General features: G+C 41.4%; 28 protein-coding genes. 25 read left to right on the top strand and 3 right to left on the bottom strand.

Translation table 11 applies throughout. From position 1 onward, the window contains the following. Positions 1–6: 6 nt before the first annotated feature. The 16 genes from ACVW2L_RS20660 to ACVW2L_RS20735 all read left to right on the top strand — a co-directional run bounded on the left by ACVW2L_RS20660 (position 7) and on the right by ACVW2L_RS20735 (position 14,265). Complete coding sequence (locus tag ACVW2L_RS20660) at positions 7–1,275, top strand: quinol:cytochrome C oxidoreductase (protein WP_457129851.1); 1,269 nt, start codon at positions 7–9, stop codon at positions 1,273–1,275. 49 nt (positions 1,276–1,324) lie between these two features. Then, positions 1,325–2,506 (top strand): cytochrome c oxidase subunit II, encoded by a 1,182-nt coding sequence (locus ACVW2L_RS20665; RefSeq protein ID WP_457129852.1) that lies wholly within the window; start codon positions 1,325–1,327, stop codon positions 2,504–2,506. 9 nt (positions 2,507–2,515) lie between these two features. Next, positions 2,516–4,402: a cytochrome c oxidase subunit I gene (locus tag ACVW2L_RS20670; RefSeq protein ID WP_457129853.1), complete on the top strand. Its 1,887-nt coding sequence runs from the start codon at positions 2,516–2,518 to the stop codon at positions 4,400–4,402. A gap of 127 nt (positions 4,403–4,529) precedes the next feature. After that, complete coding sequence (locus ACVW2L_RS20675) at positions 4,530–5,546, top strand: COX15/CtaA family protein (RefSeq protein WP_457129854.1); 1,017 nt, start codon at positions 4,530–4,532, stop codon at positions 5,544–5,546. Then, the gene (gene cyoE / locus ACVW2L_RS20680; RefSeq protein WP_457129855.1) at positions 5,543–6,433 is read left to right on the top strand and encodes a heme o synthase; all 891 of its coding nucleotides are present in this window, start codon (positions 5,543–5,545) and stop codon (positions 6,431–6,433) included. The genes ACVW2L_RS20675 and cyoE overlap by 4 nt, the downstream gene beginning before the upstream one ends. A gap of 1 nt (position 6,434) precedes the next feature. Then, positions 6,435–7,022, top strand: coding sequence for a cytochrome c oxidase subunit 3 (locus ACVW2L_RS20685; RefSeq protein WP_457129856.1), 588 nt, complete (start codon positions 6,435–6,437; stop codon positions 7,020–7,022). A 25-nt stretch (positions 7,023–7,047) separates the two neighbouring features. Further along, positions 7,048–7,782 (top strand): cytochrome c oxidase subunit 3, encoded by a 735-nt coding sequence (locus ACVW2L_RS20690; RefSeq protein WP_457129857.1) that lies wholly within the window; start codon positions 7,048–7,050, stop codon positions 7,780–7,782. A gap of 21 nt (positions 7,783–7,803) precedes the next feature. Beyond that, positions 7,804–8,154 carry a cytochrome C oxidase subunit IV family protein gene (locus tag ACVW2L_RS20695; RefSeq protein ID WP_457129858.1) on the top strand — a complete coding sequence of 117 codons (351 nt, stop codon included), beginning with the start codon at positions 7,804–7,806 and terminating at the stop codon, positions 8,152–8,154. Beyond that, positions 8,155–8,853, top strand: a complete 699-nt coding sequence (locus ACVW2L_RS20700) for an SCO family protein (protein WP_457129859.1) — start codon at positions 8,155–8,157, stop codon at positions 8,851–8,853. 73 nt (positions 8,854–8,926) lie between these two features. Next, a complete protein-coding gene (locus ACVW2L_RS20705; protein ID WP_457129860.1) occupies positions 8,927–9,502 on the top strand; it encodes a DUF420 domain-containing protein in 576 nt (191 codons plus the stop codon). A 129-nt stretch (positions 9,503–9,631) separates the two neighbouring features. Then, positions 9,632–10,204 (top strand): RNA polymerase sigma factor, encoded by a 573-nt coding sequence (locus tag ACVW2L_RS20710; RefSeq protein ID WP_457129861.1) that lies wholly within the window; start codon positions 9,632–9,634, stop codon positions 10,202–10,204. Continuing rightward, on the top strand, positions 10,188–10,955 hold the full coding sequence (locus ACVW2L_RS20715) for a hypothetical protein (RefSeq protein WP_457129862.1): 768 nt from the start codon (positions 10,188–10,190) through the stop codon (positions 10,953–10,955). The genes ACVW2L_RS20710 and ACVW2L_RS20715 overlap by 17 nt, the downstream gene beginning before the upstream one ends. 36 nt (positions 10,956–10,991) lie before the next feature. Further along, positions 10,992–11,822 (top strand): outer membrane beta-barrel protein, encoded by an 831-nt coding sequence (locus ACVW2L_RS20720; protein WP_457129863.1) that lies wholly within the window; start codon positions 10,992–10,994, stop codon positions 11,820–11,822. Positions 11,823–11,903: 81 nt separating this feature from the next. Next, the gene (locus tag ACVW2L_RS20725; protein WP_457129864.1) at positions 11,904–12,899 is read left to right on the top strand and encodes an ABC transporter ATP-binding protein; all 996 of its coding nucleotides are present in this window, start codon (positions 11,904–11,906) and stop codon (positions 12,897–12,899) included. A gap of 85 nt (positions 12,900–12,984) precedes the next feature. Continuing rightward, on the top strand, positions 12,985–14,079 hold the full coding sequence (locus tag ACVW2L_RS20730; RefSeq protein WP_457129865.1) for an acyltransferase family protein: 1,095 nt from the start codon (positions 12,985–12,987) through the stop codon (positions 14,077–14,079). 63 nt (positions 14,080–14,142) lie between these two features. Then, positions 14,143–14,265, top strand: coding sequence for a hypothetical protein (locus tag ACVW2L_RS20735; protein WP_457129866.1), 123 nt, complete (start codon positions 14,143–14,145; stop codon positions 14,263–14,265). A 50-nt stretch (positions 14,266–14,315) separates the two neighbouring features. Here ACVW2L_RS20735 and ACVW2L_RS20740 read toward each other — a convergent pair whose 3' ends face one another. Next, on the bottom strand, positions 14,316–14,495 hold the full coding sequence (locus ACVW2L_RS20740) for a hypothetical protein (protein ID WP_457129867.1): 180 nt from the start codon (positions 14,493–14,495) through the stop codon (positions 14,316–14,318). Between the two features lie 337 nt (positions 14,496–14,832). Here ACVW2L_RS20740 and rpsL point away from each other — a divergent pair, with 337 nt between their 5' ends. The 5 genes from rpsL to ACVW2L_RS20765 all read left to right on the top strand — a co-directional run bounded on the left by rpsL (position 14,833) and on the right by ACVW2L_RS20765 (position 18,742). Further along, the gene (rpsL, locus tag ACVW2L_RS20745) at positions 14,833–15,255 is read left to right on the top strand and encodes a 30S ribosomal protein S12 (protein WP_457129868.1); all 423 of its coding nucleotides are present in this window, start codon (positions 14,833–14,835) and stop codon (positions 15,253–15,255) included. Positions 15,256–15,274: 19 nt separating this feature from the next. Next, on the top strand, positions 15,275–15,742 hold the full coding sequence (rpsG, locus tag ACVW2L_RS20750) for a 30S ribosomal protein S7 (RefSeq protein WP_377102052.1): 468 nt from the start codon (positions 15,275–15,277) through the stop codon (positions 15,740–15,742). Positions 15,743–15,842: 100 nt separating this feature from the next. Continuing rightward, positions 15,843–17,957 carry an elongation factor G gene (fusA, locus tag ACVW2L_RS20755; protein WP_457129869.1) on the top strand — a complete coding sequence of 705 codons (2,115 nt, stop codon included), beginning with the start codon at positions 15,843–15,845 and terminating at the stop codon, positions 17,955–17,957. 113 nt (positions 17,958–18,070) lie between these two features. Beyond that, positions 18,071–18,376 (top strand): 30S ribosomal protein S10, encoded by a 306-nt coding sequence (gene rpsJ, locus ACVW2L_RS20760; protein WP_022830652.1) that lies wholly within the window; start codon positions 18,071–18,073, stop codon positions 18,374–18,376. A gap of 156 nt (positions 18,377–18,532) precedes the next feature. Beyond that, entirely contained in the window at positions 18,533–18,742 is a 210-nt protein-coding gene (locus tag ACVW2L_RS20765) for a hypothetical protein (protein WP_457129870.1), read from the top strand. A gap of 158 nt (positions 18,743–18,900) precedes the next feature. On the opposite strand, the gene ACVW2L_RS20770 is transcribed toward ACVW2L_RS20765, so the two are convergent. Both ACVW2L_RS20770 and ACVW2L_RS20775 read right to left on the bottom strand, forming a co-directional pair. Continuing rightward, positions 18,901–19,191, bottom strand: a complete 291-nt coding sequence (locus ACVW2L_RS20770; RefSeq protein WP_457129871.1) for a hypothetical protein — start codon at positions 19,189–19,191, stop codon at positions 18,901–18,903. A 92-nt stretch (positions 19,192–19,283) separates the two neighbouring features. Continuing rightward, positions 19,284–20,018 (bottom strand): hypothetical protein, encoded by a 735-nt coding sequence (locus tag ACVW2L_RS20775; protein ID WP_457129872.1) that lies wholly within the window; start codon positions 20,016–20,018, stop codon positions 19,284–19,286. Between the two features lie 161 nt (positions 20,019–20,179). Here ACVW2L_RS20775 and ACVW2L_RS20780 point away from each other — a divergent pair, with 161 nt between their 5' ends. The 4 genes from ACVW2L_RS20780 to ACVW2L_RS20795 are packed head-to-tail and all read left to right on the top strand — an operon-like array spanning position 20,180 to position 21,421. Further along, positions 20,180–20,509: a DUF6249 domain-containing protein gene (locus ACVW2L_RS20780; protein ID WP_457129873.1), complete on the top strand. Its 330-nt coding sequence runs from the start codon at positions 20,180–20,182 to the stop codon at positions 20,507–20,509. Then, positions 20,502–20,702, top strand: coding sequence for an RNA polymerase sigma factor (locus ACVW2L_RS20785; protein ID WP_457129874.1), 201 nt, complete (start codon positions 20,502–20,504; stop codon positions 20,700–20,702). Before ACVW2L_RS20780 ends, ACVW2L_RS20785 begins: the two co-directional genes overlap by 8 nt. Then, on the top strand, positions 20,662–21,057 hold the full coding sequence (locus ACVW2L_RS20790; protein WP_457129875.1) for an RNA polymerase sigma factor: 396 nt from the start codon (positions 20,662–20,664) through the stop codon (positions 21,055–21,057). Before ACVW2L_RS20785 ends, ACVW2L_RS20790 begins: the two co-directional genes overlap by 41 nt. Positions 21,058–21,067: 10 nt before the next feature. Then, positions 21,068–21,421, top strand: a complete 354-nt coding sequence (locus tag ACVW2L_RS20795) for a hypothetical protein (protein WP_457129876.1) — start codon at positions 21,068–21,070, stop codon at positions 21,419–21,421. Positions 21,422–21,441: the final 20 nt, after the last annotated feature.

Genomic DNA, 21,441 nt, shown 5'->3' on the forward strand with positions numbered 1-21,441 from the left:
AATTTGATGAAGACTCATAATAATTTTGACGAACAGTTTGAGTTTGCGGGCAAAGCAAAAACCTGGAGCCTTGCTGCCATTGCTATAGGTGTTGTAGTGATCGCACTTGGTTTCCTTACCGGGCAGGTTGAGCGTACGTTTGCTAATTTATTGCTGATGGCCTATTATACTACCTGTGTTAGTTTGGCCGGAGCTTTCTTTTGCGCCATACAATATGTAACACAATCAGGCTGGTCAGCCTCTATTCTTCGCGTTCCGCATGCGTTTATCAAAATAATACCTATACCGGCTATTATTTTAGTGATAGTTATAATTGCCGGCCTCAGCTTTAACCACAAAATTCTTAATGAAGAAGGCCACGAAGTTGTAGCACCTTATCTTTATAAGATCTGGGCTCAGCATGATATTACCAAAGAAGGTAGCGAAGCTTACGATCACCTAATAGCAGGTAAAGCAGGTTTCCTTAACGAGCCATTCTTTTTAGTACGTGTAATTGGATTTTTACTGGCCTATATTTTATTAAGCAGGTTATTTGTAAAGTACTCTGCTAACGAGGACGAGCTGGGTGGCATGTTAAACTATGAAAAGAGCTTTAAATTGGCCTGTGTTTTCCTTGTTATATTCGGTTTCACTATTCCGGTATTTGCTTTTGATGTGATCATGTCATTAGAGGCGCACTGGTTTTCAACCATGTTTGGCTGGTATAACTTTGCCGCAATGTGGGTAACAGGCCTTGCTACCATGACGCTGATCATTATCTATCTGCGCAGCCAGGGTTACATGCAATGGGTAACGCAGGATCACCTGCACAACTTTGGTCAGTTTATGTTTGGTTTCTCTGTATTCTGGACGTATCTGTGGTTTGCCCAGTTCTTATTAACCTGGTATGCCAATATACCCGAAGAGACGGCTTATTTTTTCAAAAGATGGGAGCCGGAGTTTAAACCTTGGTTCTGGTTCAGCATAATAATTAACTTTTTAACGCCACTGTTGGTGTTAATGGCGCGCGATTCAAAACGTTCAACCAGCATTTTAAAAGCAGCTTGTATCATTTTAATAATAGGCCACTGGTTTGACTATTTCCAAATGATTATGCCAGGCACAGTTGGCCCGGCTTCTGAATGGTTTACCGCAGTTTTGTGGATCGAAGTAGGTACATTCATAGGTTTCGCCGGCTTGTTTGCCTTCCTGATCTTTACAGCGCTAAGCAAGTTCAAAGCTTTGGCGCCTAAGAATCACCCGTTCCTGCCAGAAAGCTTACATCATCACATATAATATATTGTTAAATTTGCAACAAAAACAGAATACCAAACTACCAATTACAATGGGATTCAATAAAGTAATAACTTCTAAAAAAATGCTTTCGCTGTTTGCTGTGTTGATGCTTACCGGCACCAATTTGCTGATGGCGCAAGGTACAACTGCAGCAGCTGTAGAAAAGCCGGGTGTTGACTGGTTAAGCGTGAGCTACTATATATTGCTTTTCGTGCTGGCATGCATAGCGATAGCTATTATTGGTAAAATTTTAAAGGTATATGACCTTAGCCAGAAGATACAAGGCAAAGCAGGCATTAACTGGAACAACCTGATGGCTATTATTTGTATTATCTTCCTGATAGCGGGCGCGGTTGGAACCTATTGGTCATTTTCTGTACAGGGCAAAATGTTATTACCCGATGCAGCCTCGGCGCATGGTGTAAAAATAGATAGCATGTTCTGGACCACCACCGTTATTACTTTTATAGTATTTGTAATTACCCAGATATTGCTTTTTACGTTCTTGTTTGTATACAGGCATTCATCAAAACGCAGAGCATACTTTTTACCTCACAACAATACCATTGAAAAGGTCTGGACAATTGTTCCCGCCATTGTTTTAACTGTACTGGTAATTTTCGGCTTCTTTACATGGAGAGAAGTAACTGACAGTGTTGATGCTAAAGGGCAACCGGCTTCTATAAATATCGATATCACCGGTCGGCAGTTTGCATGGGATCTACGCTATGCTGGTCCAGACGGTAAATTAGGCAAAAAGAACTTTAAATTAGTTGGCGGCTCTAACAAAATGGGTATTGATTATAGCGACAAAAATAGCATGGATGATTTAGCCGCTGATACCTTGGTTATCCCGGTTAACAAATCTATACGTTTAAATATTTTTGCTATGGATGTTATCCATAGTGTTTACATGCCACATTTTAGGGTCCAGTTAAACGCGGTACCGGGTTTACCTAACTATTTTAAGTTTACACCAACATATACCACGCAGGAGATGCGTAATAAATTAGACGATTCTAAATTTGAGTACCTGGTTTATTGCAATAAAATATGCGGATCCAGCCACTACAACATGCAAAAAGTTGTGCGTGTGGTAAGCGAAGCCGAATACACTCAATGGTTGGCCAAGCAACAACCCTATTTAACCCCGGCTTTAAGAACGGAGTTAAAATTAGCCGAGGCTAAAAAAAATAATATTTCTACAAACAGGTTAGCGTTAAACAATTAATTAGCGAGTATGTCAACATTAGCAGTTCACGATCACGGGGTAGCACATCACGAAGAGGGTCACGAGCATCACCATAAAGACACTTTTTTAACAAAATACGTTTTCAGTCAGGATCATAAGATGATCGCTAAGCAATTCCTTATAACAGGTATTACTATGGCGTTTATCGCGATGATGCTGTCTATATTATTCAGGATCCAATTGGCTTATCCCGATAGGGCGTTTCCTTTATTGGAAACTATATTGGGCCGTTTCGCTCCTGAAGGCCGCCTTGATCCTGAGTTTTATCTGTCATTGGTTACTATACATGGTACCATAATGGTGTTCTTTGTATTAACAGCCGGCTTAAGCGGCACATTTAGTAACTTATTGATCCCGCTTCAGGTAGGTGCGCGTGATATGGCTTCGCCGTTCATGAACATGTTATCTTACTGGTTCTTCTTTACTGCCTGTGTTATTATGCTTTCTTCATTCTTCATCCAAAAGGGCCCTGCCGGCCCCGGATGGACAATATATCCGCCTTTATCAGCATTGCCAACTGCAATGAAAGGTTCAGGCATGGGGATGACGCTTTGGCTGATAAGTATGGTTTTTTTCATCGCTTCATCACTTATGGGCGGTATAAACTACGTAAGTACTGTGTTAAACATGCGTACAAAAGGCATGGACCTTTGGAAAATGCCTTTAACTATCTGGGCGTTTTTCTTAACAGCCATTTTGGGTGTGTTATCATTCCCTGTATTGGTAGCAGGTGTGGTATTGTTAATATTTGACCGTAGCTTTGGTACCAGCTTTTATTTATCAGACATTGTTGTACAAGGAAAGGTAATGCCATTTGAAGGTGGTAGCCCTATCTTGTTCCAGCATTTGTTCTGGTTCCTGGGTCACCCTGAGGTATACATCGTAATTATGCCTGCCATGGGTATCTCGTCAGAGATCATGTCGGTAAATTCACGTAAGCCTATTTTTGGTTACCATGCAATGGTTTATTCCTTGATAGGTATTACGGTATTATCATTTATAGTATGGGGTCACCACATGTTTGTAACAGGCATGAATCCGTTCCTGGGTGGTGTGTTCATGATCACAACGTTGATTATTGCAGTACCATCGGCAGTAAAAACATTCAACTGGCTGGCTACTATATGGCGCGGTAACATCAGGTTTACACCTGCAATGTTGTTCGCTATAGGTATGGTGTCGTTCTTTATCTCTGGCGGTTTAACAGGTATATTCCTGGGTAATGCAGCTTTGGATATCAACCTGCACGATACTTATTTTGTGGTAGCGCACTTCCACCTGGTAATGGGTTCAGCAGCAATATTTGGTATGCTTGCGGGTGTTTACCACTGGTTCCCTAAAATGTTCGGTAAAATGATGGACGAGAAGTTAGGGTACCTGCACTTCTGGTTAACCTTTATCGGTGCTTATTTGGTGTTCTTCCCAATGCACTTTATGGGTCTTGATGGTGTACCACGTCGTTACTACCAATTTACAGAGTTCGCGTCTATGCAGCGCTGGTTATCAGTTAATATGTTTATTACGTGGGCGGCCATTATATCTGCACTAGCGCAGGTGGCATTCCTTTATAACTTTGTTACTTCTATATTCTGGGGTAAAAAGTCAGTTCAAAATCCATGGGAAGCTAACACCCTTGAGTGGACTGCACCTGTTGAGCATTTCCACGGCAACTGGCACGGCGAGATACCTTCGGTTTACCGCTGGCCGTATGATTATAGCAAGCCTGGCGCCGAAGAGGATTACATCATGCAAACCACTCCGCTATCTCAAACAATGAGTTCAAACGTTCCGCATGATTTTGAAGATAATCCTGCAGGTTTAGAAGAGCTTAGTAAATGGACAAATACACAAAAAGCTAACGAAGAAGTAAAATAATAATTTACTGATCTGATTCTTTTAGGGTATCTGTACCGGATTAATATCCATAACAGATACCCTAATTTTTTAAGATACATAGATGCACAAAACCACCGCCAAGCATAGATTTCAGAGAGTTAATCTTTTGAGCATTATACTGCTTTTTATATTGATACTTGCAGGCGGCGTTGTGCGTAGTACAGGTTCCGGTATGGGATGCCCAGACTGGCCTAAGTGTTTCGGCAGGTATATCCCACCGGTGAGTGCCGATCAATTACCCGACAATTACAAGCAAAAGTATGTTGATGGCCGTATGGCTAAAAACCAGCGTTTTGCTAATACACTGGATGTTTTTGGCTACAATGATCTGGCAAAACGCCTGCGCGAAGATAGATCGATACTGGTGCCGGAAGAGTTTAATGTAGCACGCACCTGGACGGAGTATGTTAACCGTTTAATTGGCGCAGTATCTGGTATATTTTTATTGCTTACGGCTGTATATTCCTTTACCTACGCAGACAAAAACAAGTTGATTCCTTTTTTAAGTGTTTTTAACCTGGTGTTGATCGGTTTTCAGGCCTGGCTTGGATCAATAGTAGTATCTACCAACCTGGTAGCCTGGATTATCACGGTACACCTTTTATTAGCATTGGCTATTTTGGCCATTTGCATAGCCACTTACCATTTGGCGCGTGCAAGCGGCAGGCCAGCCTTGCGCGTTAACACTATAACTTACATTATTACTATAGCAGCACTGGTCTTATCTGTTGTACAAATAACATTAGGCACCGAAGTGCGCGAACGTATTGACGCCGTTGCCACACATCTGCAAGATGGATACCGGTCCACATGGATAACTAACGCAGGCGAGATTTTTACCAATCACCGCGACCTTGCATTAATAGTGCTGGCGGTAAACATTATATTGTATTTATTAATACGCAGGGGCTTTAACAGGCACTCCATACAACAGCAGATAATGAGTTTTTCGTTTCTGATGGTGGTGTTACAAATTGTTACGGGTATTGCATTAGCCTATCTGGCCCTGCCGCCGGTAGCACAAGCCAGCCATATTCTTTTAGCAAGTTTGTTATTTGGGGCGCAATTTTATTTGTTGCTTAATTTATTTCGATCGGCAAATTTACACGGAGGGCATCAATGAAGTTTAGCGATTTTTCAAAACTCATAAAGTTCAGGCTCACCTTTTTGGTGGTATTTTCTGCGTCTATATCTTTTATTATCGCAGTAAAGGCCAATGGTGGTAACACATGGGGGTCGTTATACAGTTCAACCATGTGGCTCAACTGGATTAAGTTGGTAATTGGTGGATTTTTGGTGACCGCTGCCGCTAACAGCTTTAACGAAGTTATAGAGGTTGACCTTGATAAGTTAATGAAACGCACCAAAGACCGCCCAATGCCTGCCGGACGGATGACCACCGGGCAAGGTTTGGTTTTAGGTTTAGGTATGGGCATGGCAGGTACTTATCTGTTAGGGACCTTAAATATACTTACCGGTCTGCTATCTGTTTTTTCAATTCTGCTATATGCATTCGCCTACACGCCATTAAAAAGAAAGTCGCCGATATCAGTTTTTGTGGGCGCTTTTCCCGGCGCTTTCCCGGCATTGATTGGTTATGTGGCGGGTCAGCCAAATGGGCGTATTGACGAGATAGCGCTGGTATTGTTCTCTATACAATTTGTATGGCAGTTTGTGCATTTTTGGGCAATTGCCTGGGTACTGGATGATGATTATAAATTAGCGGGTTTCCGTTTATTACCTACCGGAAACAGAGACACAGGCAGTGCAATAATTACTGTTATATTTGCCGTGATGTTGCTGCCCGTAAGTTTGTTACCTACTATTTTTGGATATGGTGGTTACTACGTTGGCGGTGTAACATTAATTTGTAGCCTGATATTTTTGTACCAGGCAATTATGCTGTTGCGTACCCGGCAAATACCCGAAGCCAGAAAGCTAATGTTTGGATCGTTTTTTTGGTTGCCGATAGTACAGTTAATGTTTTTATTTGATTTTATAGGAAAGTGAGATGATGATGGCTCAGATACAACAGGAAGATAGATTAAACCTCGGCGCAAAAAAATTCAATATGTGGATCTTTATATTCACATCGTTTATGTTTTTTGCGGCGCTTACCAGCGGTTTTATTGTTTACATAGGCGGCCAAAAGAGCGGCAAAGCGCTTGATATGCAGTTACCCGTTGCATTTATGTACAGCACCGCCGTTATTATACTAAGCAGTGTTACATTGTATCTGGCCACAAACGCGGCCAAACGCCTACAGTTTGAGAAACAACGGCTTTTTCTTTGGTTAACCATGTTATTGGGAGTGGGCTTTTTTGCTTTGCAGTTTTATGCCTGGTCTCAATTGGTTAAAATGGGTGTTTATTTTATAAACCCGAATGCAGCGCAGTCGTTTATATATGCGTTTACTGTTACGCATTTAATACACATCATAGCCGGCTTGGTGCTGCTGGGCTTAACGCTTTCGGCCAGCTACCGCAATAAGCCGCAGGTTAAGAACTTATACAACATGCAGATGTCAGGTATTTTTTGGCATTTTGTCGATATTATATGGATTTATCTGTATGTTTTTTTACTTTTGAACCAACATTAATAACAATTTCATAGCTAAACTAGAAATGAGCGAAGCAGTATCAAAAATTGATGAATTAAAAACAAGCCCATGGGCCGGCGGGCATTCTCCGTTTAAGGTTGAGTACGGTAAAATGATGATGTGGTTCTTCCTTTTATCGGATGCCTTTACATTTTCTTCGTTACTTATATCATATGGCGCTCTTCGTTTCAGCATGCCTACATGGCCGGCTGCAGATAAGGTTTTCCAATCTGTACCGTTGACGAGCATTGAACACGGTGCACCACTGGTGTTTGTGGGTATCATGACATTTATTCTCATCATGAGTTCGGTTACAATGGTGTTAGCTGTTGAAGCAGGCCATCGTAATTCAAAAAAGGAAGTTGTTAACTGGATGATATTGACCATTATCGGCGGCTTTATGTTCCTGGGTTGCCAGGCTTTGGAGTGGACACACTTACATCATGAAGGTTTTTGGTGGGCAAGTATCCCCGGTAATGAGCATACATTAAAAGAGTTCTTTAATGAGGCGCCTGGTGTTGGCTTAGATGCGCAAAAAACAGCTGCGCAGGCTTTTGCTAACCTGTTCTTCACTATCACAGGTTTCCACGGTTTCCACGTGTTTAGCGGTGTTATCATCAATATCATTATTACGATTAACGTGCTGGCCGGCACTTATGAGAAACGCGGAAGCTATTTAATGATTGAAAAAGTTGGTCTTTACTGGCACTTTGTGGATCTTGTTTGGGTATTCGTGTTTACCTTCTTCTATTTAGTATAACATTATAACAGATAATATATTATGTCATCACATACAGACGTTACAAGCCACGATCACGACCATGAGCATGGTGAAGGAATGACCGCTAAGAAAATATGGAAAGTGTTTTTCATATTGCTGGGCATTACCGTAATTGAATTCTTTATAGCACTTTACTGTGTTCCTAAAGGTATTTTCGGATATAACATTGCTAACCCTATATACATAGTTTTAACACTGGCTAAAGCATTTTATATAGTAGCTTACTTTATGCACTTAAAGTTTGAAAAAGTGGGCCTGGTTTATTCTATAATTGTGCCTATTCTGTTCATCATCGGTTTGATCCTGGTGCTTACTAACGAGAGCCACCACTGGATTGGATTGAGAGCATAAATGAGTATCCGTTTAGTAAAAAAAATATTGATCCTGGCAGCCATATTGGCCTTGCCGGGATTTTTATATTATTTACTTACCGAGAAGGGTAAGAACAGGTATAAACCGCTACAGGTTTACGGCCCAAAACAGGTAGCCGAAACCGGCCATAAGTTTCATGGTAAATTTATCCCCGATACCATTTACCACCAACTGCCGGATTTTAAACTGACGGATCAGGACGGACGCGTGGTTACAGGCAAATCGCTTGATAGCAGTATTTTTGTAACCAACTTCTTTTATACTAATTGCACAGGTGTTTGCGAAACCACTAACAGTAATTTGAAAGCGCTGCTTGATACCTACAAAAAGAATAAACTTGTTTCGTTTGTATCTATAACGGTTGATCCCCAACGCGACCCGGTGCCTGTTTTAAAAAAGTATGCCAAACAGTTTAATCCGGCCGGGGTAAAGTGGATGTTTCTTACAGGGGATACTTCGCAGATCTATCCTTTGGCCAGGCAAGGTTTCCTGGTAAATGCGGTTGATGCCGGCAATGGGAGCTTTATATATAGCGATAAGCTAATATTGATAGATAAAAAGAAACGGATCAGGGGTTATTATTCCGGCGCTTCAATGGAGGAAATGACCCGCCTAAACGACGAGATAAAAGTACTAATAGCCGAAGAGATACGTGAAATGGATGAGCCGCTTTATTAGATAGTTAATAGATCATGGTTGATGGTTCATAGTAACCTGGGCTAAATCATCCGACATAAATGCAAAACAAAAAATGACTGATAAATTTATTTTCCGATTCGTAGCCGTTATAACTGCTGTAGTTATATTACTGGTTATTTTGCTTAACCGCCACATTATACCCGGCCCGGCAGAAGCTCCTGCTTTTACGCCATACCTGCCTATGCTTAACGCCATACTTAATGGCACATGTTCTGTGTTGTTGTTGGTATCGTTATATTATATAAAGCAGCGTAATATCATTATGCACAAAAGGCTTAACATACTTACGTTTTGCCTCTCGGCGATATTCCTCATCTCTTACGTACTGTTTCACTACCTGATGCGCCATGATACCATTTATGGCGATCTAAACGGAGATGGTGAAGTTTTAGGAGACGAAATAACGCAATATGGCACATTACGCACCATATACCTTGCCATATTAACACCCCATATTATTCTTGCCGCAGGTGTTTTGCCTTTAATATTACTCAGCTTTCACCGCGGCCTGCAAATGCAGGTTGAAAAGCATAAAAAACTGGTGCGTTGGGCCTTCCCAATTTGGTTGTTTGTTACGGTAAGCGGCGTAGTGGTTTATTTAATGATAAAACCATTTTATCATTTTTAGCTGCTTTGTACATAAATGAAAAGCCTCCTGCGCAGAAGCGTTCGGGAGGCTTTTTGTTTATATGGTATATTTAATAAATATTTCACTTTCTCTGCAACCATTTTAGCTTTTGTTTCATCTTACTATTAAATGCTATTATTGAAACCAACTTACACAATTGATGAATTAGTTTCCCGCTGCAAGGCGGGCGAGCGGAAAGCGCAGGAGATACTGTATAAGCTGTTGGCTTCAAAAATGCTCGGCGTTTGTATGCGATACGCTACAGACAAGGGCGAGGCCGAAGACATGTTGCAGAATGGCTTTATTAATGTTTTTAAAAAGCTTGCCGATTACCGCGGCGATGGTGCTTTTGAAGGATGGGTTAGGCGGATAATGGTACACAGCGCCATTGAGTATCATCGTAAGTACCACAAATCGCTACAATTGATGGATGTCATTGATTCGGGTTATGAGCCATCGGTTAACGCTGCTGCTATAGCTACACTAAGTGCTAAAGATCTGATGGGATTTATCCAGGAACTGCCGCACAACTATCGCATGGTATTTAACTTATATGCTATTGAGGGGTACTCGCACAAAGAAATAGGCGAGATGGTGGGTATAACGGAAGGGGCTTCTAAATCACAATTATCAAGAGCCCGCACAATTTTAAAAGATATGGTTATCAAAATGGAGGATAAAAGATATGGAAATGCAGGATAGGGAGTTTGACCAATTATTTAATTCAAAACTGAACGATTTTGAATTGGAGCCATCAGCAGACGTCTGGCAAAATATCGACCGCGAGTTGAACGGTAAAAAGGCAAAACGCTCAATAATGCCGTATTTAAGTATAGCGGCAAGCGTTATAGTACTTGCATCAGTGTCGCTTTGGTTTTTTAATCAGAAGCAGCAAAAAACTGAACAGCCTGTAAAATTGGTTAAACGCGTAAAAGCTGTTAAACCTCAAACTTATACAAAGGAAGCTGCAGCTCCGGTTAGCATTGTAGCGGACCGGTTAGAAGATGCAATTGCCACAAGCACTAAAATAAAAACAGCCTCTGGGTTAAACAAAACTCAGGTTACTGAACAGGCACCACGAGAAACAGCGATTACTTTAACGGAAGCGACTACTCAAAAACCTGAACCGGTTTTAGCTGTTGTCCCGATGCAAAAGGCTACGGCTTCGCAAGCTGCCGTACCGGCTAATGATATTCCGCTAAGCACTGGTTTATTAGCTGATAACGCTGTTGAATATATGGAAAAACCGATTGACGAAGCGAAAGACACACCTATAAAGGAGAAACCGCCTGTGAAGAAAAAAGCCCATGGCTTAGGTGGCCTGTTTAATACGATAATTGCCGCTGTTGATAAACGGGAAGATAAGCTGATTGAATTTACAGATGCCGGCGACGACGAAGGGACGAGAGTTACCGGTGTAAACCTGGGCATTTTAAAAATAAAAAAACAATAAAAAATCCAATTACATAACACAAATACACCAATATATATGAAACGCTTATTACTTACCGCCATGATGGCTGCGGTTGCAAGCATCGGCCTTGCACAAGATACCACAACAACTGTTACCACAACTACCGTTAAGAACGGTGATACAACCGTGGTTACCACTACCGAGAAAAAACAACGCATAAAATTTAGCTTCGGCGATAGGAAAGCTAAAGTTGACAGCGCACGCAAAGCCCGCGCAGGCAAGCCGGGATTTAATTTTGGCATTACCTTTTCAAGGGTTGACCTTGGTTTGGCTACACTGATAGATAACGGCAGCTTCACCCTGTCGCCGCAGAATCAGTTTTTGCGCTACCGGTCCTGGAAGAGTAGCAACTTTGGCTTTGACCTTGTTCAGTTCGGCTACCGTTTTAATAACAATTTTAAAATGTACGTATCAGGCGGTATAGACTGGACGCACATTCGTTTGCGAGAGAATGTTACCATACAAAAAGGCGGGTCATCATTAACTTATATTAATGATAATGTAGACTTTAGTAAGAATCGTTTCTCATCAACTTATTTGCGCATCCCGCTTTCGTTTGAGTTCCGAAGCAGCGAAAACTCGGGCGGAAAACGCTTCAGGTTTATAGCGGGGCCAGAAGTGGGCCTGTTAATGGGCGGAAGAGTTAAGCAAATAAGCGAGGAGCGCGGCAAGCAAAAAATAGATGATGATTACCACTTTACAAAAATGCGCTATGGTGCCGTTGGACGTTTAGGTTATGGTGGCGCCGGTATATTTGCTAAGTACTACTTTAACGATATGTTTGAGAACAGCCCGGCCCAGGCAGGTTTGAAAAACTTCTCCTTCGGGTTTACGTTCGGCTTTTAAGAGGCTTATCCGAATACTCATAATAACAAGTCATGCTGAAATAAATTCGGCATGACTTTTTTAGTGCCTATCTTTACCCTCATGACTACTCCATTCCTTGAGGCCATATCGATCAGCAAAGTTTATCCGGGCAAACAAGCGGCGGGTGTTAAAACAACCAACCTGAGTATTGCGCAAGGGAAAATTACGGCTATAATAGGAGAGAGTGGCAGTGGTAAAAGTACTTTACTTAAAATGCTGTACGGATTGCTATCGCCTGATGAGGGCGAGGTGCAGTTTAAAGGAGAACGTATTTGGGGGCCGGAAGAAAAACTTATACCGGGGCATGATGCCATGCGTATGGTTACCCAGGATACGGATGGCCTGAACGTTTATGCCAAAGTTTGGGACAATGTTGCGGTGTTGCTGCCCAATACAAATGTTGCCGCCAAAGAAGAAAATACGCAACGTGTGCTGCAGCAACTTAACATTGCTAAAATTGCCGATAAACAAGTAAATTTTTTAAGCGGCGGCGAAAAGCAGCGTGTGGCCATAGCCCGCGCGCTGGTAACTAAACCCGAAGTTTTATTGCTGGACGAACCCTTTAATCAGGTAGATACTTCGTTTCGCGAAGGTTTGCAGCAGGATATCAGGCAGGTGGTAATGGAGACCGGATTGACCGTGATAATGGTATCGCACGATCCGGCCGAGGTGCTGTCTATGGCTGATGAATTGGTTGTTTTAAAAGAAGGTGAGGTATTAGAAGCAGGTAATCCAAAAAGCCTATATCAAAATCCTCAAAACCTGTATACCGCGCGTTTGCTAACCGGGTGTAACGTACTTACGCATCTTGAAGCTGCCCATTGTGGCATACATAGCAGCAAGGAGCACGTGGTGATCTATCCCGAATGGGCCAAACCCACCAATAGTTGGACACGCAAGGACTGGACCATAAAACAAGTACTTTTTAAAGGTAGCCATGAAGGTTTATTGGTTGAAAAAGAAGGTGTGACCCTGCGCTTGCTGAACGACGAGCCTGGTAAGTACAATGAATGCGATAAGGTGCACATAAAGGTGAATAGATATTTGGAGTTTTAAAACACCTTTTGACATCAGCACCTGCAGAACCTCAAATTTCTTAAAACGCCGGTCATATTGTATTTTAGCAATCAAAGGAATAAACTTGAAACAGCAACCTCTACAGACAATAAATCCTGGCTTTCAAAATGCTTATCAACCCCATCTGGACGGTTTACGCGGAGCGGCTATAATTTTGGTGATACTGGCTCATATTGGTTTTGGGAGGGTTATACCCGGCGGCTTTGGGGTAAGTATGTTTTTTTTTATCAGCGGGCTTTTGATAACAGGCTTGTTGATCAATGAATTTAACAGCAACAATACCATCAACCTTAAAAAATTCTATTTAAGGCGCGTAATAAGGCTTTACCCTGCGTTGGTGTTTATGACGGCGCTGTCTGTAATATTGCTGCTGATATACCATTCTCGTATACAATTATTAGCCATTCTGTCCTCGTTGTTTTATTTCGCTAATTACTATTATACCTATCTTAAACCTCCGGCCGTTAATGGTTTTGATGATATATTTAACATTGTGTGGTCGCTTTCTATTGAAGAGCATTTTTACCTCGTTTTTCCGGTGTTGTTTTACCTGTTATATCGCAGCGGTAATAAGTTGCTTTATCTGTCCCTGGTAGTGTGCTTGTGTGCTTTTGTATATAGATATTATATATTAAACACAGGTAATAATTATGCAGCAACAATGCGCATTTATGTTGTAACAGAAACGCGGGTTGATTCTATTATGTGGGGCTGCATTGCTGCATTGCTTGTTTATAAAAACCGGGCAACGTGGTATATTAATATCATACGCTCGCCTTGGGCTTTGCTTATAGGCATCGTTATAATATTAAGTCCAGCTGTATTTAGCAACCGTTTATTCGCGGAGTCTTTCAGGTTTACCAGGCAATCATTAGGCTTTATGTTTATAATCCCGAGCATAGGTTACTTATCGCAAAATTCGATCATCAGAAAAATATTTGAGTATAATGTGCTGGTCTTTATCGGCAAGCTTAGTTATTCCCTCTATCTTTTTCATTGGGTCGCAGTTACAGTGGCCAATCAATATTTTAAGTTTGCTACTCCACTATGGCTTTGTTTAATGCTGGGCTTAACTATTTTGCTATCGCTAACATCATACTATTGGGTAGAGCGGCCCTTTGTAAAATTGCGAAAAAGGTTCGGTTCGCATGCGGGGTAATAAAACCTTTTAAATTGCTGAAACAAAACAGGCGCGTAGTTATTGTATGTTAAACCACCCGCTATGAAAAAGCTAATCATTATTTTACTGTTCCTTGGCCTGTTTTGCAGTTTAGTTGCTGCAGGCTGCGGTTCATCGCGTCGTGTATCACCGCCGCCCGCTCCTCCAGGTGCCCCACAAGGATAAACGCAGAGATTTAAAGCTTTTAAAAACAATTAACGGCCCGGGAGTGTCTATCATAAAAACATCACAGCTATGAAAAAGAAATTGATAACTATAATATTACTTGGAGCTATCGCAGCTTCAATAAGTACAGGATGTGCTTCGTTGCCGAAGCCGGGACAGGCTCCGCCACGACCAGCTGGCGCACCTGCGCCGCCAAGATAGAAGGCTCCAACCAAAGCCCTCCTTGCCATTTTGGTGAGGGGGGCTTTTTTGTTGTCTGAGCTAGGATTTGTAGGATTAAATGATAACAGGATTAATATAATAAATACTACAAATCATGGTTCAAACAATTGCCCGGCGGTCTTGGGAAACCGTTATTCGCCAAGTAACTAATACCTTTTTAAAGCACTAAGCCTCAACGTCAATCGCAAGTACAATCAACCTTCTTCAACCTGTCACTAAAAAAGAAAAACTTTTTGGCCCAACCGCTTGAAAATCAAAAAATAACTCCGTACTTTTGCAGTCCCGAAAACTGCCCGCCAATGAAGGATGGCAGCGGGATTTAAAAAAACAAAACAAAAAGCAAGAATGCCTACTATTCAGCAATTAGTTAGAAAAGGTAGAGTAGCTCTGGTTGACAAGAGTAAGTCGCCAGCGTTGGACAGCTGTCCACAGCGAAGAGGCGTATGCACACGCGTGTATACCACTACCCCTAAAAAACCAAACTCAGCAATGCGTAAAGTTGCCCGTGTGCGCTTAACCAATGGTAAAGAAGTTAACGCTTACATCCCTGGCGAAGGACACAATTTGCAAGAACACTCTATTGTGTTGATCCGTGGTGGTCGTGTTAAAGACTTACCTGGTGTACGTTACCACATCATCCGTGGTGCTTTAGATACTTCTGGTGTTGCCGGTCGTAATCAACGCCGTTCAAAATACGGAACTAAACGCCCTAAACCAGGTCAGGTAGCTGCTCCGGCAAAAGGTCAACCAGCTAAGAAAAAGAAATAATTAAAGGAGGATAGTAGTAATGAGAAAGTCAAAACCAAAAAAAAGAATCCTTCTTCCTGATCCAAAATTCAATGATATTTTGGTAACCAGGTTTGTAAATAACATGATGTACGATGGTAAAAAATCTACCGCGTATTCAATATTCTATAATGCAGTTGAGATTGTTGAAAAGAAAACAAGCGAGAACGGTTTAGAGACCTGGAAAAAGGCTTTAAACAATGTTATGCCAGCTGTTGAAGTAAAAAGCCGCCGTGTAGGTGGTGCTAACTTCCAGGTACCAACCGAGGTTCGTCCGGAGCGTAAAGTTGCTTTGGGAATGAAATGGTTGATCAGCTATGCACGTCGTCGTGGCGAAAAAACCATGATGGAGAAATTAGCCGGCGAGATCATATCAGCAGCTAAAGGTGAAGGTGCAGCAGTGAAGAAAAAAGAAGATACGCACAAAATGGCTGAGGCCAACAAGGCGTTCTCTCACTTCCGTTTCTAATGAGTGAATTTGTGATTGGGTGAATGAGTGAATTGTTGATTTGGTAACGTTATACTAATCACTAATTCGCTCATTTGCTCATTCACTCAATAAAATTAATATGTCAAGAGATCTAAGATATACAAGAAACATAGGTATTGCCGCCCACATTGATGCCGGTAAAACTACCACAACCGAGCGTATTCTTTACTATAGCGGCGTTAGCCACAAAATAGGCGAGGTACACGAAGGTGCAGCTACAATGGACTGGATGGCGCAAGAGCAGGAGCGTGGTATTACCATTACCTCTGCAGCTACTACAGTTGGTTGGAAATACAGAGGCCAAAACTACCACATCAACATTATTGATACCCCGGGACACGTGGATTTTACCGTAGAGGTGAATCGTTCTTTACGTGTACTGGATGGTTTGGTTTTCCTTTTCTCTGCTGTTGATGGTGTTGAGCCACAATCAGAAACTAACTGGAGGCTTGCTAACAACTACAATGTAGCCCGTATAGGTTTTGTTAACAAAATGGACCGCAGCGGTGCCGACTTTTTAAATGTTGTAAAACAAGTAAAAAGCATGTTAGGCAGCAACGCAGTGCCATTGCAATTACCTATTGGTGCTGAAGAGAATTTTAAAGGTGTTGTTGATTTGATCAACTGGAAAGGTATTGTTTGGAATGAGCATGATAAAGGTATGACCTTTACTGAAGTGCCTATCCCGGAGGATATGATCGAAGAAGCTACCGAATGGAGAGAAAAATTATTGGAATCAGTTGCTGATTACGATGAGAGCCTGATGGAGAAATTCTTTGACGCTCCTGAAACAATTACTGAGCGCGAAGTATTAGACGCTTTGCGTAAAGCTGTTTTAGATGCCAAGATCGTTCCAATGGTTTGCGGTTCATCATTCAAAAACAAGGGTGTACAAACCATGCTTGATTATGTGATGGAATTGCTTCCTTCGCCTATGGATGTGGAAGGCATTATTGGTACCAACCCTGATACCGGCGAAGAAATTTTGCGTCGCCCTACAGAAAAAGAGCCATTTGCAGCTTTAGCATTTAAAATTGCAACTGACCCGTTTGTGGGCCGTTTATGCTTTATCCGTGTTTACTCGGGTAACTTAGAGGCTGGTTCATACATCCATAACATGCGTTCTGACAGTAAAGAGCGTATCTCTCGTATCTTCCAAATGCACGCTAACAAGCAAAACCCAATACCTAACGTAGGTGCCGGTGATATTGCTGCGGTAGTAGGCTTTAAGGATATTAAAACAGGCGATACCCTGTGTGATGAGAAACACCCGATCATATTGGAGTCAATGAATTTCCCTGACCCGGTTATCGGTTTAGCTATTGAGCCTAAAACTCAGGCTGACGTTGATAAATTAGGTATAGCTTTAGGTAAATTATCTGAAGAGGATCCTACCTTCCACGTAAAATCTGACGAAGAAACCGGTCAAACCGTAATTAGCGGTATGGGCGAGCTTCACCTGGATATCATCATGGACCGTCTTAAACGCGAGTTTAAGGTAGAGGTTAACCAGGGTGCTCCACAGGTTGCTTTTAAAGAAGCTATTACAGGTACTGTACAACACCGCGAAACTTATAAGAAACAAACCGGTGGTCGTGGTAAATTTGCTGATATACAAGTTGTGTTATCACCAAATGATGAAGGTAAAGAAGGTTTAACTTTTGTTAACGAAATTTCAGGTGGTTCAATACCACGTGAGTTTATTCCATCTGTACAAAAAGGCTTTGAGGCTTCTTTGGCAAATGGTGTGTTGGCAGGTTACCCGCTTACCGGCTTAAAGGTACGTTTGATAGACGGATCATTCCACGCAGTCGATTCAGACGCGCTATCTTTCGAGTTAGCAGCTAAAATGGCTTACCGCGAGGCATTGCCAAAATGTAAACCGGTATTGCTTGAGCCGATCATGAAAATTGAGATCTTAACCCCTGAAGAAAACATGGGTGATGTTATTGGTGACATGAACCGTCGTCGTGGCCAGCTTTTGGGTATGGACTCACGTGCAGGTGCGCAGGTAATTAAAGCTACTGTACCACTTTCTGAAATGTTTGGTTACGTAACCCAGTTACGTACTATCACTTCGGGCCGTGCTACTTCAACCATGGAGTTTGATCACTATGCTGAAGCGCCACGTAACGTACAAGACGAAATTGTTGCTAAAGCAAAAGGCAGAAAAGCAGCAGGAAGTAATGCATAATTAGAGATTAGTTGATTGGTGATTAAAGATTAGTCGCCAATCAACTTTTTAAATAGTAAATCCCGATCGCCCTAATAAATAGCTCTTAGGAACGGTCATCAAACAAAAACAACATGAGCCAAAGAATCAGAATCAAATTAAAATCTTACGATTACAATCTGGTTGACAAATCAGCCGAGAAAATCGTAAAAACAGTTAAGCCTACGGGCGCTGTAGTTAGCGGACCGCTTCCGTTACCAACTGAAAAGAAAATCTTTACAGTATTGCGTTCACCGCACGTTAACAAAAAAGCACGCGAGCAATTCCAATTATGTTCTTACAAACGTTTATTGGATATCTACAGCTCTAACTCAAAAACTGTTGATGCTTTAATGAAACTTGAATTGCCAAGTGGAGTTGAAGTTGAGATCAAGGTTTAACTGTACCGGAAGATCCGATAATATTGAAAGCCATTCCTGCAAAGGAGTGGCTTTTTTTGGTTTAAAGAAATTAAAAGTCTCCCCTACCGGGGGAGATTTAGAGGGGGCTAATATCCGTGGCTTTTTTGTTTAAGATATTTTTAAGTAAATTTGTTTATGAGCACTTACATAGTAACTCCTACTGTTGAACAGGAAAAGCTTATGGCTGCATTTTTAGAGGAACAGCGTATATCGTTTGTAAAAGACGAAAACGAAGCCAACCTGCCGCCCCATGTCTTAGAGGGCATAGCAAGAGGGGAAGAGGATGTAAAAGCGGGGCGATTTAAAACACTTGAACAATTTAAAAAGAAATATCCTGTAGACTAATGCCATATCAAGTAATTTTTACTGATGAGGCAGACGATACATTTGACGATATTGGAAATCAAATGTTCAATGTTCTACCGTATCAATAACTCAAATATTGAAGTGCTTTTCTTTTGGGATAATAGACAAGACCCTATTTTTTAAGAGTTGATAACTAATTAATACACCCCATCCGGCGCTTCATAATCCATAACAAAGTCTGCAATTTGTTTCTTTTCGTCGGGATTTAAGCCGGTTTGTTTAAAATCCCAAAGCGGCTTTTCCTTATCAATTAATAATTCCCCCAAATAGTCGGACCTTGTTTTATCATGAGGATCCTGCGTTTGTATATCCTCTAAAGATTTCGCACTATAGATATGGTAAGTACCGCTGTCCCACGTGCCATTGTCACTTATTATTTTAACTTCGCGTTCCTGCGGCGTATCAGCATTTATTTTTAAAACAACCATCTTTTAGTTTTTTATACAGTTAAGACAGTTGTAACACTAACATGTTTTGTTTTTATTGTCAACTTGATTGAGAATGAATTTGTCAGGCTTGTTTATTTGCCAACTTTTCCCGCTGCCACAAACCCACCTGCCGCAACAGCCATTGCCAATAACAACGCGGTCCACTCGGCACCGTTTTTAATATTAGCAGCCAAAGTGGGCACGCTATATAACAGCGCGAATACCAACAACATGATACCGAGCGCAAGAGCGGCTATCTGTGCGTATCGCTTGGCAATAATGCAAACCGCAAAAGCTACCATTGCAGCACCCACAACAAAGTCGAAAATAGCAGTAGCCGGTAAATACGAAGGTATTTTTGGCGTGATTAAAGCCGGGTGCATAAAATGCGCGGCGCCTAAAAATATAACTGGCAGCGCATATAAATATAAGCCGGCTTTGTTTAATGATTTTTGAGAAGTGAGCATCAGTGCAGTGCCTAAAATAGCAAGGTCCTGCATGGCGCGCATCCAGTTATTGATTTCGTGTGGTGCCGCTATCAGTTTAGGGATGTGAATCATTACAATAAAACCGGCCATCATTATGCTCAATAGCAATGCGGCAAGGGCAGTCCTGCGCCTTAGCAAAAAGCTTACGCCTGCTATTATCATAGCTACGCCGGTAAAGCCCGCCCATAGCATCGGAACGGGCAGGTAGGGCGGTACAAGCGTTGCTACAAATTGCAGGTATATAAAATGCTGCAAACCGGTGCCTATAAAGCAAAGGCCTAATAGCGCAGCACCAACGTAAATGTATTTTTGGGCAAGTACCCTTTGACGTATACCCATACGTGATTGGTTTTAATAGAAATGGTTTACCAAATTTAACTTATTGATTGACAACGGCAAATAACAGTTCAGCAAATGATGTAAGGGAAAGATTAATTTAGTTCTGAAAAATGTAACCTTTTAAAGTTTTTGGTAATCAAACAAGTAAATAAATCAAAAAAATGGAAAACATATTTTTTTGCGTAATTGCAGTCGTGTTTATTATATGCGCTTTCTTAGCATGGTACTTCATTTTCACCGCTAAGCAAAACGAGCGTATGCGAATGATTGAGAAGGGTATAACCCCCGACTTGCAGCCTCAAAAGAGCGCAGGCGGATCTTATTTGCTAAACATAGGTATCATAATTATTGGTTTAAGTTTAGGTGCTATTATAATCCAAATATTACCATTTGAGCTGGTTCACGGCGGTATTATGCCCCTACCAATATTAGGCGTATCGGGTGGTATTGCTATGCTTATTGCTAATTACTTGGGGAAGAAAAATGAGTAACAACCGCTCTTCAGACAATAATTACATTGAAGCTTTATGTAATGGCGAAGAAGTTGCTTACAGGTATTTTATTAAAACTTATCAAAACATGGCATTTACTTTAGCAATTTCTATTGTAAAAGATGAGTTTGCCGGGCAGGAGATTGCACAGGATGCTTTTTTTAAAAGCTTTCAAAGCTATCCGTTCTTTTAACAAACAGTCATCTTTTAAAACCTGGTTTTATAAAATTGTTGTCAATGAAGCTTTTATGCGAATGAAAAGCAGCAAAAAGGATAGATTGTCATTTTGTGAGGAATATGAAACCGATATTCCGGACGAAAGTGGGTTGGCCAATTTACGCGAGGAGGAACAAATTGATTTAATTAATAAAGCACTATTAATGATGCCTGCTAACGAAAGTCTGGCCCTGCGTTTGTTTTATCTGGATGATGAAAGTATAAGGAATATTGCCGCAATTACCGGATGGTCTGAAGCTAATTGCAAAGTTATATTGCATCGCGCCCGTAAAAGCATTCGAATAGTTTTGAACGATTTGAAAAAAATTTAAACACTTAAAGATGGAAAATATACATAACGAGGATTTCGCTATCGGTAAAATAATTAAAAAAAGCGCCCTCATTGTTCCAGATAACGGGTTTGAGCAACAGGTTATTGCCAAATTACAGATCGCGCAGCAACGTTCGGAGCGTTTGCGCCATGTCAAATACTCTTGCGTGTGCATTTTGATTTTTACTACGTTCGGCCTAATTATTTGCCATCAGTTAGCAAGTTTAAAAACAATAGGAGAAACGGGTCTCTTTACATTTCAAATGGGTTTTGTATTTCTCCTGTTAATATATGCAGATCATGTCATCCGTTTCTTAAAAGAAAAGATTTGGAATACGTCCACACCGTCCATAGGGACGTATTAATCGCGAATAATCACGCCAAC

Source organism: Mucilaginibacter sp. HD30 (assembly GCF_054061755.1).